17 protein-coding genes, 1 tRNA gene and 1 pseudogene are annotated in these 14,891 nt (G+C 65.3%); 7 read left to right on the top strand and 12 right to left on the bottom strand.

The window, feature by feature from the left end:
- Positions 1 to 144 precede the first annotated feature (144 nt).
- Positions 145 to 561 carry an organic hydroperoxide resistance protein gene (locus AB0I16_RS17800; RefSeq protein WP_363250324.1) on the top strand — a complete coding sequence of 139 codons (417 nt, stop codon included), beginning with the start codon at positions 145 to 147 and terminating at the stop codon, positions 559 to 561.
- A 101-nt stretch (positions 562 to 662) separates the two neighbouring features.
- A tRNA-Arg gene (locus AB0I16_RS17795) sits at positions 663 to 738 on the top strand.
- A gap of 68 nt (positions 739 to 806) precedes the next feature.
- Here AB0I16_RS17795 and AB0I16_RS17790 read toward each other — a convergent pair.
- The 11 genes and pseudogenes from AB0I16_RS17790 to AB0I16_RS17740 form a co-directional block, all read right to left on the bottom strand.
- A complete protein-coding gene (locus AB0I16_RS17790; protein WP_363250323.1) occupies positions 807 to 1,958 on the bottom strand; it encodes a site-specific integrase in 1,152 nt (383 codons plus the stop codon).
- Entirely contained in the window at positions 1,958 to 2,140 is a 183-nt protein-coding gene (locus tag AB0I16_RS17785) for a helix-turn-helix domain-containing protein (RefSeq protein WP_363250322.1), read from the bottom strand. Before AB0I16_RS17785 ends, AB0I16_RS17790 begins: the two co-directional genes overlap by 1 nt.
- Positions 2,133 to 3,427 (bottom strand): annotated as a pseudogene (locus tag AB0I16_RS17780) (replication initiator). The gene AB0I16_RS17785 and the pseudogene AB0I16_RS17780 overlap by 8 nt, the downstream one beginning before the upstream one ends.
- Before the next feature lie 162 nt (positions 3,428 to 3,589).
- Complete coding sequence (locus tag AB0I16_RS17775) at positions 3,590 to 3,835, bottom strand: SpdD protein (RefSeq protein WP_363250443.1); 246 nt, start codon at positions 3,833 to 3,835, stop codon at positions 3,590 to 3,592.
- Positions 3,836 to 3,860: 25 nt separating this feature from the next.
- Positions 3,861 to 4,055 (bottom strand): hypothetical protein, encoded by a 195-nt coding sequence (locus AB0I16_RS17770; RefSeq protein ID WP_363250321.1) that lies wholly within the window; start codon positions 4,053 to 4,055, stop codon positions 3,861 to 3,863.
- 14 nt (positions 4,056 to 4,069) lie between these two features.
- Positions 4,070 to 4,261, bottom strand: a complete 192-nt coding sequence (locus AB0I16_RS17765) for a mobile element transfer protein (RefSeq protein ID WP_363250320.1) — start codon at positions 4,259 to 4,261, stop codon at positions 4,070 to 4,072.
- Between the two features lie 3 nt (positions 4,262 to 4,264).
- Positions 4,265 to 4,450, bottom strand: coding sequence for a hypothetical protein (locus AB0I16_RS17760; RefSeq protein ID WP_363250319.1), 186 nt, complete (start codon positions 4,448 to 4,450; stop codon positions 4,265 to 4,267).
- 18 nt (positions 4,451 to 4,468) lie between these two features.
- Complete coding sequence (locus AB0I16_RS17755; protein WP_363250318.1) at positions 4,469 to 5,116, bottom strand: DUF2637 domain-containing protein; 648 nt, start codon at positions 5,114 to 5,116, stop codon at positions 4,469 to 4,471.
- A gap of 86 nt (positions 5,117 to 5,202) precedes the next feature.
- Positions 5,203 to 6,582, bottom strand: a complete 1,380-nt coding sequence (locus tag AB0I16_RS17750) for an FtsK/SpoIIIE domain-containing protein (protein ID WP_363250317.1) — start codon at positions 6,580 to 6,582, stop codon at positions 5,203 to 5,205.
- Positions 6,582 to 6,938, bottom strand: a complete 357-nt coding sequence (locus tag AB0I16_RS17745; RefSeq protein ID WP_363250315.1) for a hypothetical protein — start codon at positions 6,936 to 6,938, stop codon at positions 6,582 to 6,584. The genes AB0I16_RS17750 and AB0I16_RS17745 overlap by 1 nt, the downstream gene beginning before the upstream one ends.
- A 167-nt stretch (positions 6,939 to 7,105) precedes the next feature.
- On the bottom strand, positions 7,106 to 7,891 hold the full coding sequence (locus AB0I16_RS17740; protein ID WP_363250314.1) for a GntR family transcriptional regulator: 786 nt from the start codon (positions 7,889 to 7,891) through the stop codon (positions 7,106 to 7,108).
- Between the two features lie 107 nt (positions 7,892 to 7,998).
- Here AB0I16_RS17740 and AB0I16_RS17735 point away from each other — a divergent pair, with 107 nt between their 5' ends.
- Genes AB0I16_RS17735 through AB0I16_RS17725 form a run of 3 tightly spaced genes read left to right on the top strand, consistent with a single transcriptional unit; the run spans position 7,999 to position 9,270 of the window.
- Positions 7,999 to 8,406, top strand: coding sequence for an NUDIX domain-containing protein (locus AB0I16_RS17735; RefSeq protein WP_363250313.1), 408 nt, complete (start codon positions 7,999 to 8,001; stop codon positions 8,404 to 8,406).
- A 46-nt stretch (positions 8,407 to 8,452) separates the two neighbouring features.
- Entirely contained in the window at positions 8,453 to 8,884 is a 432-nt protein-coding gene (locus AB0I16_RS17730; RefSeq protein ID WP_363250312.1) for an ATP-binding protein, read from the top strand.
- Complete coding sequence (locus tag AB0I16_RS17725) at positions 8,875 to 9,270, top strand: hypothetical protein (protein ID WP_363250311.1); 396 nt, start codon at positions 8,875 to 8,877, stop codon at positions 9,268 to 9,270. The genes AB0I16_RS17730 and AB0I16_RS17725 overlap by 10 nt, the downstream gene beginning before the upstream one ends.
- A gap of 356 nt (positions 9,271 to 9,626) precedes the next feature.
- On the opposite strand, the gene AB0I16_RS17720 is transcribed toward AB0I16_RS17725, so the two are convergent.
- Positions 9,627 to 12,836 (bottom strand): NACHT domain-containing protein, encoded by a 3,210-nt coding sequence (locus tag AB0I16_RS17720; RefSeq protein ID WP_363250442.1) that lies wholly within the window; start codon positions 12,834 to 12,836, stop codon positions 9,627 to 9,629.
- A 143-nt stretch (positions 12,837 to 12,979) separates the two neighbouring features.
- Here AB0I16_RS17720 and AB0I16_RS17715 point away from each other — a divergent pair.
- Positions 12,980 to 13,776 (top strand): IS5 family transposase gene (locus tag AB0I16_RS17715; protein ID WP_363250310.1). Its coding sequence is split into 2 segments (ribosomal slippage): positions 12,980 to 13,309 and positions 13,312 to 13,776, totalling 795 coding nucleotides; the frame shifts between segments, so codons are not numbered across the junction.
- A 788-nt stretch (positions 13,777 to 14,564) separates the two neighbouring features.
- Positions 14,565 to 14,780, top strand: a complete 216-nt coding sequence (locus AB0I16_RS17710; RefSeq protein ID WP_363250309.1) for a helix-turn-helix transcriptional regulator — start codon at positions 14,565 to 14,567, stop codon at positions 14,778 to 14,780.
- Positions 14,781 to 14,891: the final 111 nt, after the last annotated feature.

Here is a 14,891-nt window from a genome sequence, read left to right as displayed (position 1 = left end):
ATACCCCCACCATACAACCAGCCACCCAATTCAGTTGCACACAACTCAATTGGGTGCTCTACTTATGCCACCGGAAGGGCAAGGCCCTCGGCCGGCACCGACCGAGACCCCCGTTCGACCCCTACCACCAGGAGAACGAGACCCATGGACGCTCTGTACACCGCAGTCGCCACCGCGAACGGCCGCGAGGGCCGCACCGTCAGCTCGGACGGCCAGATCGACCTGACGCTCGCCTTCCCCGAGGCCCTGGGCGGCAACGGCAAGGGCACGAACCCCGAGCAACTCTTCGCCGCCGGCTACGCGGCCTGCTTCGCCAGCGCGATGAGCAACGTCGCGCGCCAGGAGAAGATCGATGTGACGGACGTCTCGGTGACGGCGGAGGTCAGCATCGGCAAGGACGAGACGGACGGCGGCTTCGGCCTCTCCGTGGTCATGCGCGCGGAACTCCCCGACCACCTCCAGGGCCCCGCGGGCGAAGCCCTCCTGAAGAAGACCCACGCCTTCTGCCCCTACTCCAAGGCCACGCGCGGCAACATCCAGGTGGACCTGGTCATCGAATAACCCCACCCCGCCCCTCCTCCACGCGGATCAACCCGGATCTCCCCCACGACCACCCGCTACACTGACGGCGGACGACGCAGTCTCCGGACTCGCGCCGCCCCGCCTTCGTAGCTCAGGGGATAGAGCACCGCTCTCCTAAAGCGGGTGTCGCAGGTTCGAATCCTGCCGGGGGCACCAGCGCAAAGGTCCCGGACCGATCATGGTCCGGGACCTTTGACATCTACGTCTGACATCAACGCGGGTGGTCACTGACGACCGGGGCGCCTCTTGAGCAGCCGATCCATGTGACTGATGGCCTCGCGCTGCGTGTCCTGCACGACGTGTGTGTAGACATCCATCGTGATGCTGATCTGACTGTGCCCAAGGATCTCCATCACGACGCGGGGCGCGACTCCGGCAGCGGTGAGGAGCGTGGCGCAGCCGTGCCGGGCATCGTGCAGCCGGATCACGCGCAGGCCGGCGGACTCGGCGACGCGGGTGAACGACCGGTACACGTTGCGTGGCTCGACCGGACGACCGTTCCGAGTGGCGAAGACGTACCCGCCGTCGGTCCACGCCTGCCCAGCACGTTGCTTGGCGGCCGCTTGCCGCATCCGGTGCCAGCGCAGTGGAGCGATGCACATGGCCGGAAGCGGGAGCGCCCGACGGCGGCGGTTCTTCGTCTCATCGTCGTAGAGAACCCCACGCCGCCGCTGCACCTGTTGACGGACGTACAGGACGCGCTTGTCCAGGTCGACGTCATCCCAGCGCAGGCCCACGAGTTCGCCCCGCCGCAAGCCCATGGCGATGGCGAGGACGAAGGCGGCGTAGAGCGGGTCCTTCCGGGAGGCCGCCAGGAAGTCAAGGGTCTCGTCGAGCGTCCACGGGGTCAGCTCACGCGAGGAGGCACGGGGCGGCTCGACGAGGCCCGCGACATTGCGCGAGATCAGTTCCTCCCTGCAAGCGGCGGACAGGGCGGTCCGCAGCACCCGGTGCGACTCCTTGGCCGTGGCGGCTGTCGTCCTGTTCTCCAGCCGCGTCAGGAAGCGCCGAACGTCGGCGACGCCCAGAGACTCAAGGCGCTTGGCCCCGAGCATGGGCACGAGGTAGAGCCTCACGTGTGCTTCGTACTTGTCGAAGGTGCTGAGCTTGCGACGAGGCTTGACGATGTTGTCCAGCCAGTAGGGCAACCAGTCGGAGAGCTTGGCCGAGCGGGTGGGCACGGGTACGCCCTGATCGACCTTGGCCAGCAGCTCACGGCGCTTGGTGTCGCACTCTTGCCAGGTCTTTCCGTATGCGAACTTCCGGGCACGGGTGCCGTCCGGCTGAAGCACATACACGGCGCACTGGTAGCGGCCATCCTTGCGCTTGGTGATGGTGCCCGCGCCGTTCGGGTTCCGTTTGCGCTGAGCAGCCATCAGGCGGCTGCCTCCAGTTCGTTGGAGATGTAGTCCCGCAGAGCCCGAGCCGGGATACGACGGCACCGGCCGATCGTGATCGAGGGCAGCCGACGCGAGCGGATCAGGTCGTAGACCGTCGATCGTCCGAGCTTGAGTCGCGCCATGACATCAGCCACTGTCAACAGCTCTTCATCACGCATGCGTCGGTTCTCCTTCTGTTCCGAGGGCGGGTTCGAGGGTCTCGGCGAGCCAGACTTCGGCGTCGGTGAGGCCGGTTCCGGCGTAGGTCCAGTGGGCGAGGACGAGGGTCGAGTCGGGGGCGGCCTGGTCGTCGGTGACGGCTTGGGCTCGGCGCCATTCGGCTCGGGCGTCGCGGAGTGCGCCGAGGGTGGTGGAGTAGCGGCGGGATTTGGTGGAGAAGTGGCCGCGGAAGCCGAGCATGTGGGCCCAGGCGCGGAGCCGGAGTTCTTCCAGGTCCTTGCGGGCACCGAGGGTCCACGCGGTGCGGATCATGCGGCGGGCGTGGTCGCTGATGTCGAGCTGGGCGAGTTCGGCGAGGAACTTGAGGGGCCGGTCCAGTGCTCCCATGGCGGTCTCCGCGCCCTTGGTCGCGTACTTGGCGATGTAGGAGGCGACGGCTCGCTCGGTCAGCTCCTGGCCGCTGTCGAAGTCGGCGGATCGGATGGTGCGTACGTCGAGCTGACGGCCGAAGGCGAAGGCGTGCGCCCGTCCATCGATGACCGGGCCATCCACGCGGGCGGCGGTCGCAGCGGCGCGGATGGCGTCGGTCAGCAGCTCGGCGGTTGCCCAGGCCGGGGGCGGGGTGTCGCCGCCGGCCGGGCCGTCGATGCGGATGACCGTGTGGAAGTGGACCGCACCGCGCTTCTGATACTCGGCGACCTTGGCGAAGGAGACCCGGGCGTACTCGCGGAAGGCGCGTTGGGTGAGGCCAGCACGCTTGGCGACCTCCCGGCGGAGGTAGATCGAGAAGCGCCGCCAGAGCAGGCCCGCGTGTGCGTTCCAGAGGACGGCTGCTTCGTAGTCGTAGGTGTCGGGGACGAGCGGGGTGCCGAGGGCGGCGTCGTCCTGGTCGTGGAGGACGCCGCAGCGACAGGGGCGGACAGCTCTGGCCGGGCCGGTGGGGCGGTTGTGGACCGGGCCGAAGCGGGGGCGGTGAAGGTGGCGAAGACGCGGGGATGGGCGGCGACGCGTTCGGGGAGGCCCTTGCCGCCGCGCAGGCCAGAGGTGATCAGGTGGAAGGTGTCGCGGCGGTAGACCTCCGCGCAGGCCGCGCAGCGGGTCGTACGGCGGTTGTTGCAGCGGACCAGGAGGTGACCGGCCGGGAGGGTGGTCGAGTCGAGGTGGTGGAGGACGTTGCCGATCTCGCCGGTCCGGGTGTCGACGGTGTGCTCGGTGCGGTGGCCGTCGAGGCGGATCGGGTGCGTGCAGCCGCCGAGGCTGGAGAGCTGACGCAGGAGCGCGGGCATGGTGCCGGTTGCGGCCAATTGACCGAGTTCGCTGAGCGGGGGCCGAGTGGTGCGGGTAATGATGGCTTCTCCTTCTGGCTTCGGTCAGGAGGGACAGGGCCCCCGGGGCGGCGGATGCTTGGCGGTATCAGGGCCGCCCCGGGGGTCTGGCAGTGCTGGCGACTAGCGCCGCTGCTGGTCGCGGAGCATCGAGCGGATGACCACGGCGCACACCGCGACGGAGACGGCCGTCACGGCGACGGCGGCCAGGAGCGCGGTCAGCACCACCCCGCCGACGAGGACGGCCACGACCGCCCCGGTGGTCACGGAGATCTGGGGCGAGCCCCGCCGCACGGGGGCCGGGTCGGCCACGGTGTGGTGGTGGACGGGCGGCGGCGTCGGGCTGTCGGGGTACTTGGGCAGGAACACGGCGAAGTTCTCCTTACCTACTCGTCTAGTCATGTGAGCCGTTTACGGCGTCCACGCCGGAGCGCGTACCGGATTCGATGGCCGGAGCCATGAAGGTGTGGGAGAGCCAGAAGCCGAAGAGTGCGATCACGACGACGATCCACGTGCGGACGCCGAGGAACTTGACCGCGCCCCAGGCGAAGAGGCCGAGGACGAACACGAGCGGCAGGCTGACGGTCACGGGGACGGGTCCTTTCAGCGGACGGGGCAGCGGTGGGTACGGGCGGCCAGTTCGGCGGCGGCGCGGCTGTCGTAGTCGGCGGAGAAACCGCAGCGCGGGGCCGTGCACGCGGCGGTGTGCTTTTCGCGGCCACGGCCGTCGTACGAGGTGCCGACCTGGACGGGACCGATGCGGACCACGTTGCGGAAGCGCTTCTGCGGAGACATGCGTCATCCCTTCTGTCGGAGGCTGGAGCCGGGGTAGTCGCGGAGGATGCGGGCCGCCTGCTCGGGGTCGGCGGTGCGGTCTGCGGCCTCTTCGGCGAGGAGTCGGGCCAACGTCGGGTGGCCGGTGTCGGCCATCTCGCGGGCGGCGTCGAGGAAGTCAGCGGCGGTGTCGTAGAGGTAGTGCGGCATCGGTAGGGGGCCTCTTTGTCAGGTGAGTCGGGCGGAGATGGCTTCGGCCATTGGTTCGGGGACACCGAGCCGGGCGCGCAGGGTCGCGGTGTCGATGGCCGTGCCGGTACGGGTGTGGTGCTCAGCGGCGACCTTGCGGGCGTGCTCGACCAGGGCGGTCGGAACGGGGACGGCGGCCGGAGGAGTCGGGGCCGGGGCAGGCTCGGCGACCGGGGGCGGCGGAAGCTCCGGCACGGGGTCGGGCGCGTGCTCTTGGTCGTCGACGCCCTCGGGGCGTTGCTCCTCTGTGGTCTCATCCGGCGTCGGTGTCGAGTGGGCGAGGAGCGTCCCGCCGAGGAAGGCGACCGCAGGCCACCCCGCGACGAGGATGCGGAGCCAGGCCGGCACATGGCCCATGTCGAGCAGTCCGGCGGTGGCGATGTTCGCGCCGAGGGAGGCCGCGAGCGCAATGACGAACCAGCACCAGCCCGCGGCTTTGCCGTCGCCGGTCCGCAGTCGGCGCCAGGCAGCGACGAGCAGCAGGTCGACCGAGACCGGGTAGGCCCAGGCTTTCCACCCGTCCTGCCCGGCCGCCGAGGCGACGTCATGCAAGTGGGCGAAGGACAGGGCGGCGGCAATAACGGCCTGGACGAGCACCGCGTCGACGCGGGCCAGGTGGGCGCGCATGCTGCGGCTCCTTCCGGGTTCAGGCATGGCAGAGGTAGGGACGTGGCGCGAGACGGTCACGCCGACCGGGGTGGGAAGGGTGCGGCTCAGCCGGTGGCCGGTCGCGGCCGTACGGCAGCCGAGGCCGAGGTCTCGACCGGGAGTGCGGGCACAGCGGGCCGGAAGGGCTTCAGCGCGAGCAGGTCAGGAACCAGATCGACCGAAGCGCGGCAGGTCTCGGCGGCGTCGGCAAGGGAGAGATACGGCGTACGAATACGAGACCAGCCGCCGGAGGTATCACCGGCAACGGCGAGACCGGGCCGTTCGGCCGGGATGGCACACGCGGCGCCAACCGCCTCGGGAGCGATGTCACCGAGGGCCATCTTCGCGGAGGCTTCGTCATTCACACGGTGACAGACTCGCCCGGTGAGCTGGGCCCGCAGCATGGTCGCACCCTTGCCGAGTTCGGCGCCGAAGCGCTGCCCGCAGACTTCGAGGTAGATCCCGGCGGCGCGGCCGAGCTGGGCGAGCCGAATGAGCTGAGTGACCATCTCGTCCCGCCGCTCCTCCTCCTTCCTGGTGGCGACGAGGAAGAGTTCCGCGACTTCATCGACGAACAGCACCACGGGGACGGGCCGTTCGTGCTCGGGAAGTCCCCAGATGTCGGAGGTGATCGTCTCGTCGGGCGTGCCCGGGGCGATCCCTTGCCGGGCCTTGATCAGGTCGTATCGGTCCTCCATCTCCCTGATGAGTACGGGCAGCAGCTCGGCGGCCTGCTCGGGGTCGGTGGCGAGCGCCGACAGGCGCGGGGCGAAGGGGGCCAGCTCCACGCCGCGCTTGCAGTCGATGCCGACCAGGGCGACGGATTGCGGCGCGAGCCCGTTGACGAGATGCCGCAGATACATGGACTTGCCGGACAGCGTGGCACCGAGACAGAGGCCATGCGGGACGGCCCGGTAGTCCCGTACGAAGGGTGTCGCGTCCTCCCGCAGCGCCACGGGCACTCGCAGGAACCCGCCCACTGCCTTGCGCGGCATACGGACCGTGCGCAGCACGTCGTACCCGACGAGCCGTAAGTCGACGACACCAGGCTTGACCACGGTCACGTAGACGCCGTGGACGCCCCAGGCGTGTCGCAGGCGTTCGGCCGAGGCGGCCACGTCGGCGGGTTCCTGCCCCGGGGCGAGCCGCAGGCGCAGCCGGAGCCCGGTCGTGGTCGGGCGGATGAGTCCACGACGAGGCGGTACGGGCCGGATCTCCCGGCGGCTAGTGACCCTGGCCGCCAGCACCCGCAGTCGGGAGGGCGCGACAGTCAGGCCGCAGGCTTCCATGACCGAGCCGTACGAGCTGAGCAGCCGGGCCATGGACATCGGCAGGCCGACAGCGGACCAGTAAGCCCCGGGGTGTTTGGCCCGGGTGTAGGCGGCCCCGCCACCGAGCGCGGCGACAGGACCACCCACCTCCAGAAGAGTCGTCAGGTCGGTCATCAGGCCGAGGCCCCCATGGCGGCCGGGAAGCCGGCCGGGGTGACGGCGGCGCAGCGGTAGGCGATTCCGTGCCGCTGCTGACCGTTGAAGACGCTTTCCCACGGCCGGGCGACGAGTCCCGGCAGCGAGACCGGCGCACCGAGCGCCAACCCGTCCGACACGCCGCTCTCCGGAACGGTCACTTTGATCAGGGACGACTCTCCCTCCTCGATGTAGACGACGCCGATCGTCATCAGCGCTTCCCCGCTGTTGGCGTCCTTGGCGATCTCGCCGGTCTGACGGTCGCGGACCTTGGGCTCAGGTGCCTCGGTCAGCAGGATCGTCGCGGCCGAGGTCTCCACACGGATGGTTCGCAAGGTCTTTCCCCATCTACTCGTCTATACAAGATGCAGCCTTCGAACCCGAACTTCCGGGAACGGCGACCACCTTGCCATACGACTCGCCCACTCGTCTATACGAGTATGCCTGTTGGGCTGTACGAGTTGAGGGAACGCCCCGGCGCGCGCCATCGGCGGTCAGGCGCTCACGTGGCCGGGAGCTGGTACGACAGGACGTAGGCGTCCGCCGCCATGACGGTGTCGCAGACCTCGACGGCGCGGCCGGCGGTGTCGTACGCGGTGCGGATCAGATGGATCACGGGCACACCGGAGGCCAGCCGGAGCGTCTTCACCTCGGACGGCGCGGGCATCCGGGCCCGGATCTCCTCCTCGAAGTGGTCGAGGTGGTGGCCCAGCTCCTCAAGCCGTGCGTAGATGCCGCCGGGACCGGGGTTGGGCTCCGAGATCTGCGTGCCGCGCGCGATGTCGAGCGGCAGATACGAAGTCGCGAACTCGACCGGCCGGCCATCCAGCAGATACCGGCGCCGACGAGCAAGCACCCGCCGCACCGACCCGAGCCGGGTGGCGATGTCCTGCGTGGCCTTCTCCTCCTTGACCTCCAGGCTGTCCACCTGCGGGTGACTGCCCGCAGCGTCGGCCTCGACGATGAAGGCCGACTTCCCCTGGTCACGGTGGCGCCGGGCGAAGCGGTCGGAGGCTAGGCGTCGGACCGGTGGCCGTGGTCGTACGAAGACGCCCTTGCCGTGTTCGGCGTGGACCAGGCCCTCACCCTGGAGAACGGAGAAGGAGTTCCGAACGGTCATCCGGGATACGCCGTAATGCTCGACGAGTTCCGCCTCCGAGGGCAGCTTTTCGCCCTCCTTGAATCGCCCGCGGTCGATGGACTCGCGGAGCTGGTCAGCGATCTGCCGGAAGACCGCACGATCACTCGTGGGGTCGATGGCACCGAGCAGGCCGGGAAGGGACGTCACGTGTACTCCTTTAGGTATCTAGACGAGTGGGCGAGTGTTGTTGCTACGGTGGAGAGCCTAGCTATTCGAGAGGGCCGAGGACCTTGAGCACTGACCGTCCGCACTCCGTGAGCGTTGCTGGAGTCATCGTCGACGACCAGGGCCGAGCCCTCTTGATCAAGCGCCGGGACAACGGCCACTGGGAGCCGCCGGGCGGCATCCTCGAACGTGAGGAAACCATCCCCGAGGCTCTGCAACGCGAAGTCCTGGAAGAAACCGGCCTGAAGATCGCGCTTCCCGCGACCCTCACCGGCATCTACAAGAACATGACGGGCTTGATCGTCTCCATGGTCTTCCGCTGTGAAGCCGTCGACGGTACGCCCACCACCGGCAACGAGACCCGAGCACTGCGCTGGGCCACCCGCGAAGAAGTCACCGAACTCGCCGACGAGGCGTACGCGATCCGCGTCCTGGACGCACTCGACGCGGCATCCCCGCCGGCCATTCGCGCCCATGACGGCGTGAAACTCGTCTAGCTCGAACCCGCTGCACATGGCGGCCTACCAGCACGAAGGAACTTGTATGCACGAGTATACGAGCACGATCCGAGTCTGGGGCCTCACTTGCCCAGGATTCCCTGAAGAGGTCAGCCGGGCCCGACGCTGGACGCGGGACATCCTGCGGGGCTCGCCGCTGGCGGAGGACGCCGAATTGATCGTGAGCGAGCTGAGCGCGAACGCGATCCTGCACACGGCCAGCGGACAGAAGTCCGGCAGCTTCCACCTGCTGATCGAGGTCTCGCCGGAGATGGTCGCCCTGTCGGTCACGGACGGTGGAGGCACAGGAACCGCCCCGAAGGTCGAGCGCCAGGACGAGGAGGCGGAACACGGCCGGGGCCTGGACATGGTCAGCGCCATCGCCCACCGAGTCCTCGTCCACGACAGCGACCACGGCCTCACGGTCACCGCGGCCCTCTACACCCAGGCCGGCCAGGGAGCCCCACTATGCCGATGAGCAAGCCCCACCGCGGCTACTGGTGCGAGTGCTGGACGGAGCCCACGCCGACGGACGGCCAGTCCGGACCACAACTACGAGCGTCCTTCGACGCCTACTCGGCACCCCAGGCGGACCGATGGGTAGCGGTCACCCTCCGCACGATCTCCCCAGCACTCGACGCCGACGCATCAGACGAAGCCTGGGAATGGCTATACGAGGGCCGCATCCGCACCCGCAGAGCACTCCTCCAGATACAGCCCTGCACGGTCTCAGTAACCCATGCGGACACACGCATCACCTGGACGATACGACCAGTCCTCTTTCTGCCCCTCGCACACCGCCAGGCGGCAGAACTCCCAGCCTGCGCCTGCGCACACGACTTCAAGCCCCGGCAGACGGACTGAGTTACAACTTTCTCTACTGGTTCAAGGCGGCTCGCTCCGCTCCCCGCGCGCGGCCCGGCCCCCGGCCGGGCCTGCGCTCCTGTCTCCGCCCCGCTCCAGCCCGGCCGGCGCCCGTGCCGCGCACACCTCAATCAGCCACCTGAGGCCAGAGAAGGGGTACGTCGTGGCTGGGGCGGTCGGCTCCGCGGCTTTACGGAGCCACTTTGGCGCGAGCCTCGAAGATCATGGCCCCAACGTCGTGCTTTACCGGGCAGGTCCACAGACTGCCCGACGCGCCGGAAGCTTACGGGGCCATGATCACTCGCGCCAAAGCAGCGCCACCCCAAAGCCGCTACACCGACCTTAGGCCATGCGTCTCAGCGCCGATTAACCTCAAACTTCCAGACGGGCGCTCCTTGATTATCCAATTCAGCCACCACAGCAGGATGATCGGCACCGATGAAGAGATTCCCAAATCGCGCCGAGACGTGAACCTTCCAATGACGTCCAGACTCAATAAATGGCCGCAGGTCAAACTCGCGCATGTTTTCTTCATTTCCTGCACGCAACAGGGAGACCCTAACCTCTTCAAGAGATGTGGATTTAGCTAGGATTCTTGTATCCACATGCGAGCTAGCCCAAAGGGTAAGAACTGCAAGGTGAGCAAGCTCAGTAATGGGGGCGAGGTCTGCGTGCCGCCCTGCACTGATAGTAAGTCGCTGCAAGTTACGCATACCGCTAACGCCCGTCAGACTCGACATGAATCGGGCAGGGGCAAGCCATAGACTTTCGAGCTGAGGAGCCTTTTCCGCCAAATCTGCGAAGTCGAGGACTCTTGCACCGCTATGAATGAACAGTCGCTTCAAAGCTGGAAGACTCGGAAAGGGCGAAAATCTAAACCCTTGCCTTCCTCCATGGGAGATATTTAGAAACTCCAACTCCTGCATGCCGGAGAGATCCTCAATGGCGTCAATCGACTCCCCGACATGCAGACTCAAATAACGAAGTTGAGTGCATGCCTCGGCGAGAGTCGCGAAAGAGGAACCTGTAACGTCTCGCCGAATGATTAGCTTTTTAAGTGCTCCCAGGCCGCGAATCCAATCCATGCCTTGCACCGCGCAGCCGATTTCAAGTTCCTCCAACTGCGGAAGATGACGAAGGGCCCACAGCGCATGTGGAAGGTAAACCTCCATAGAGGTCCAGCATCCGGAGTTTTTTGCCAATACTCTTTTGGCGTATTCCTCGGCGTCGAAGTATTCCCACGCCTGCCGAATCTCCCGCTGAACAGTCACTCTTTTGTCGCGGGCATAGCGGCTGATCAATGAGATGGCTCCATCGCCACCGACAATTGCCGCCATTCTGATAGTGGCCGCTGCCTCACTTGCGGAGAGTCTTCTATTGGGTATCAGCGGAATTACCATCTCACCCGCCGCCGCCAACTCTTTCGCGTCTGTGATCCGACGTGGCGGGATTAGTTCGGCCGTGATCGACCGGACCTGGCTATACACGTCTGGTGGATTACACTCTGTTGCTGTCTCCAGACAGGCCGCAGCAAGCAAGTGCAGACGCTTTTTGTGTTCGGGCTCGGACTCACCCCGTTTAATAAGCCCAGACAACAGAATTGAACGCTCTTTGGGCCGTGCATGACCCACTGCCATCACGAAAACTTCATGCCACTGATCTAGATGCGCGTTGGCGAGAAGATTGTCGAAGTCATCAATCTCAACGATACGGGCTGCAGCCAGATATTCTTGAAAGGTCCGATGGATGAAGTCGACTCGACCTGGAACAGGCTTCCTTAGGCAGCCACTTCGAATCAACAAGTAATCGAAGACTGCTGCAGCGCCCGAATCAACTGATGGCATCGACTGCAGTGATATTGCGACTTGCTTGATTGCCTGTTCGCGAGAAGCGTCGGTAAGGCCATTCCTGATTAGCCAATGAGCAAATCCCCCCAGTATGGACTTTTTCTGAGAGTCGCCTAGATGTGCGGGTTCGGGATAGTTGATCTTTCTTTCGCGATCGCGGCGGAGAAGCAGCAGGTCGAGCGCAGCTCGATAGAGTTCCATGCGGTCGCGAGGAAGCTGAGAGTGCCGGTCCCGGTTAAGAGTGCACAATAGAGCACAAAGCAGCGGGTTAGAGGCGATTCTTCTTAGCTGTCGCTCTTCTCTGATTGATTTAATTAGATCCGATTCTCCTTGTTGTAGACTCGCAACCTCGTCTTCATCGACCTCGTTAGTCCTCGCAGCGTCGTGCCAGTGCTCGACAAAGCGTTCAACATCTTTTTGATTCATCGGGAGCATGTCGAGCACGGCAAAGCCGTCTTCACTCAGCCAGTCAACCTCTGCTGCTGCCGGCCGCGAGGTGACCATATAAAGGGCGTCAGGATAGGTCGAAATCAATGATCGAAGCCACTCGCGAGCCAAATCCCGCTGTTCGTCGGGGAGTTCGTCCACTCCATCAATCAGGATAAGAGCGCGCCCAGACCGCAATATGCGGTTAACCCATCTGTCCGGCATTTCGTCACAGAGAATGGAGCCGACTACAGGAAAAAACAGAGAGGGGTTAGGGAGGGTACTATTGGCGTACCGCCGCAATGGCAGCATAAACGGAACGAGTGAATTCCATTCGGCGAGATCAGACGGAAAACTCTTGTTCGCTGCATTCACTGCCAGCCATTGAAGGAGTGTTGTCTTTCCTGACCCAGCATCACCGCGAAGCAGGATTCGCTTGTAGGGGGACACGGCTATTTCTGCACGCATCCCTATCCCCTTCTCAATCTCCGGCGTTTTATGCATAGGACTCGCCGGGTCATCATCGTCAGCATCGAGGAACTTCTCCGCTGAACTACGAGAGGCAGAGAGCACCGGAGTGCCGCGTCGTGTCGTGGGCTCCACGCTCAGCGTGATGTAGGCCGTTGAGAGGTCGTATGACCGGTTTTCTCGATGTGCGAGGTCCAGGCCGAATATTTGCAACCGATTCAGAGAATCAATTACCAATGAGGTGTAGCGATTCTCGAAATCCAAATCCTCTACACGGATATCCGGCCCCATCTTGGCGTAGATATGGTCTACTGTTTCAATAAGGGACCGCATCCTATTGAGCTGCTCCAATTCGACCCTTGCCGCAAATGTCGGCCATGAGGTGATGAATTGAACGAGCTGCATCGATATATCTCGAATCAGCAGCTCGCAAAATGACCCTCCTGACTCTGACAGTCCGGCCGCCCTGCGAAAGGATGATGATTCTTGCAATACTTTCCGGGCGTACAGCTCTGGGTTCAGGTCGCATTCCCATATATCTACAGGACTACCCACGAGGGTATCTGCGGCCAAGGCGGCAGCAGCCTGTTTCTCATTATCGGGAAGCGAACCGTATTCAACATTCACCAATTCGCAAAGACGGGCGGCAACGCGCTTGGTGAGCTTATGGACATCTTCTGAATGGATCGACGTCGGTTTCTTAAGACGCAAGCGTCGGAATGTCGGTCCTGACGTGATTCCCGCACCAGGAAGCGGCAGTACCCGCTTGGCTGCCGCTCCGGCAGATGCCCCCAGCACTGCTCCAGCAATCTTCCCCGCCAGCATCTCAAGCAAAGTCATCCCCCTGCGGACACGAGTCATCGGCTGACCAGCCTAGCGTTGCTGAATGAGCTATGGAGGGCAAAGGCTCGAACCTGATGTCCACTTAAACGCCGTTTCTGATGGCGTGATCGTTCGTTGAGCAGTGCATGACGGATCTGGTTGATCGGTTGGTGCCGGACGAGTTGTGGACGCTGTTCCGGCGGGTGGTCCCGTCGACGGAGGTCATACGTCCGCAGGGCAGCGGCAAACGGAGCCTGTCAGCGATCATCTTCGTGGCTACCTCGGGCTGCACCTGGCGGCAACTGCCGCCGGTGTTCGGGTCGGCCTGGCCCACCGTCTACCGGCGATTCGCCCAGTGGAGCCAGGCCAGGGTGTGGACCAGGCTCCACCGAGTCGTCCTCGACGAACTCGGTGTGCGGGGCGAGCTGGTCTGGTCGCGGTGCTCGATCGATTCGGTCAGCGTCCGGGCGGCAAAAGGGGGCCTCTGACCGGACCGAATCCGGCCGACCGTGGCAAGAGCGGATCGAAAGTCCACCTCATCACCGACCGGAACGGCGTGCCGCTGTCGCTGTCGCTGAGCATCTCCGGCGCGAACATGCACGACAGCCTTGGCCTGCAGCCGCTCGTGCGTGGGATCCCGCCCGTCCGTTCCCGCCGCGGACCGCGCCACCAGCGTCCTGCCAAGCTCCACGCCGACAAGGGCTACGACTACGACCACCTGCGGGCATGGCTTCGCGAGCGTCACATCCGCCACCGCATCGCCCGCAAGGGCATCGAGTCTTCCACCCGGCTGGGCCGACACCGCTGGGTCGTCGAAAGAACGGTCTCCTGGCTGGCCGGCTGCCGCCGCCTGCACCGCCGTTACGAACGCAAGGCCGAACACTTCCTCGCCTTCGTCGGCATAGCCGCAGCCCTCATCGCCCACCGCCGACTCACCAAGTGAAACGACGTCTTAGCCCTTGATCTAAGCCAAAGCCTTTCCGAGGTGCCCCGCGACCGGCGATCTTGGCTCCGGTCGGCGGAAGGGGGGTTCACGCATTGGACGGCTGACATCAACGGCTGACATCAACGACGTCGGACGGAGGCGTACACCAGCGACTGTGTCCGGCCGCTGCAACAGTCGCCGACCACAGCCAAAGCGTGCTGGGTTCGAACTCCTAAAGCGGGTGTCGCAGGTTCGAATCCTGCCGGGGGCACAGGTTTGATCAGGGCAAAGGCCCCGGTATCCGCAGGTCACGCGGGTGCCGGGGCCTTTCGCATGCCGCCTGCGTGCAGTTTGACTACGGCCCCGCGCAGTCTGACTACAGTCTCACTACGCGAGCGCGGCCCCTAAATGGCCCCTAAATGATCATGGCGTCTGGGCAGGTCAGGCGGCGCCCGGAATGAGGCCGCCCCCCACGCGGCGCACGCGTAGGGGGCGACTGTGTGCCGGGCCCGTCACGAGGGGGGTGCCCTATGGAGACGAACCCGGCACGTCTGTGGGGCTGCACCTATATGTAACAGCCCGCTCCGCTCCGGGAACATCGCCCGAAAGGGTGAACGTGTGTTCTATTACCGACAGTACCTGTAGCCCCCAGGCATATGCCAGAGGGCGCACAGGTACGAGTCGGCGCAGATCAGAGGCGTGCCCCAGGCGAATACCCCGCTATCCTCAAGATCATTAAATTTGCCTGACCAGGCAAAGACATGAGATCACGAGCGCCGCACGGTGGTCGAGTGCCGCTCGACCCCATGCCCGCCTGGGTAAACGCCCGCCGTGTGGAGATCGGGGCCCGCATCAGAGCCGCACGCCTGCACGCGAATCTCACCCAGGTCGAACTCGGCCACCGCATCGGCCGCGACCACCGGACGATCCATCGCTGGGAGTACGCGACACGGGAGCCGACCCTGTCTGACCTCCTGCTCCTGGCCGACGCGCTCGACGTCCCGCTCCGCGATCTCGTGTAGCAGTGGGATGCGGACCGGCCGGGGCCGGACCTTCCGCCCGTCCCCAGAGCATCGGGGTACGGGACGGGCGGAAGGAGGGCGGACGGCCCGCCCGTATCCGTGGTGAGGCGG

This window comes from Streptomyces sp. NPDC050703, assembly GCF_040654435.1.
Classification (GTDB): domain Bacteria; phylum Actinomycetota; class Actinomycetes; order Streptomycetales; family Streptomycetaceae; genus Streptomyces.
This window is presented reverse-complemented; position numbering and strand designations above follow the sequence as displayed.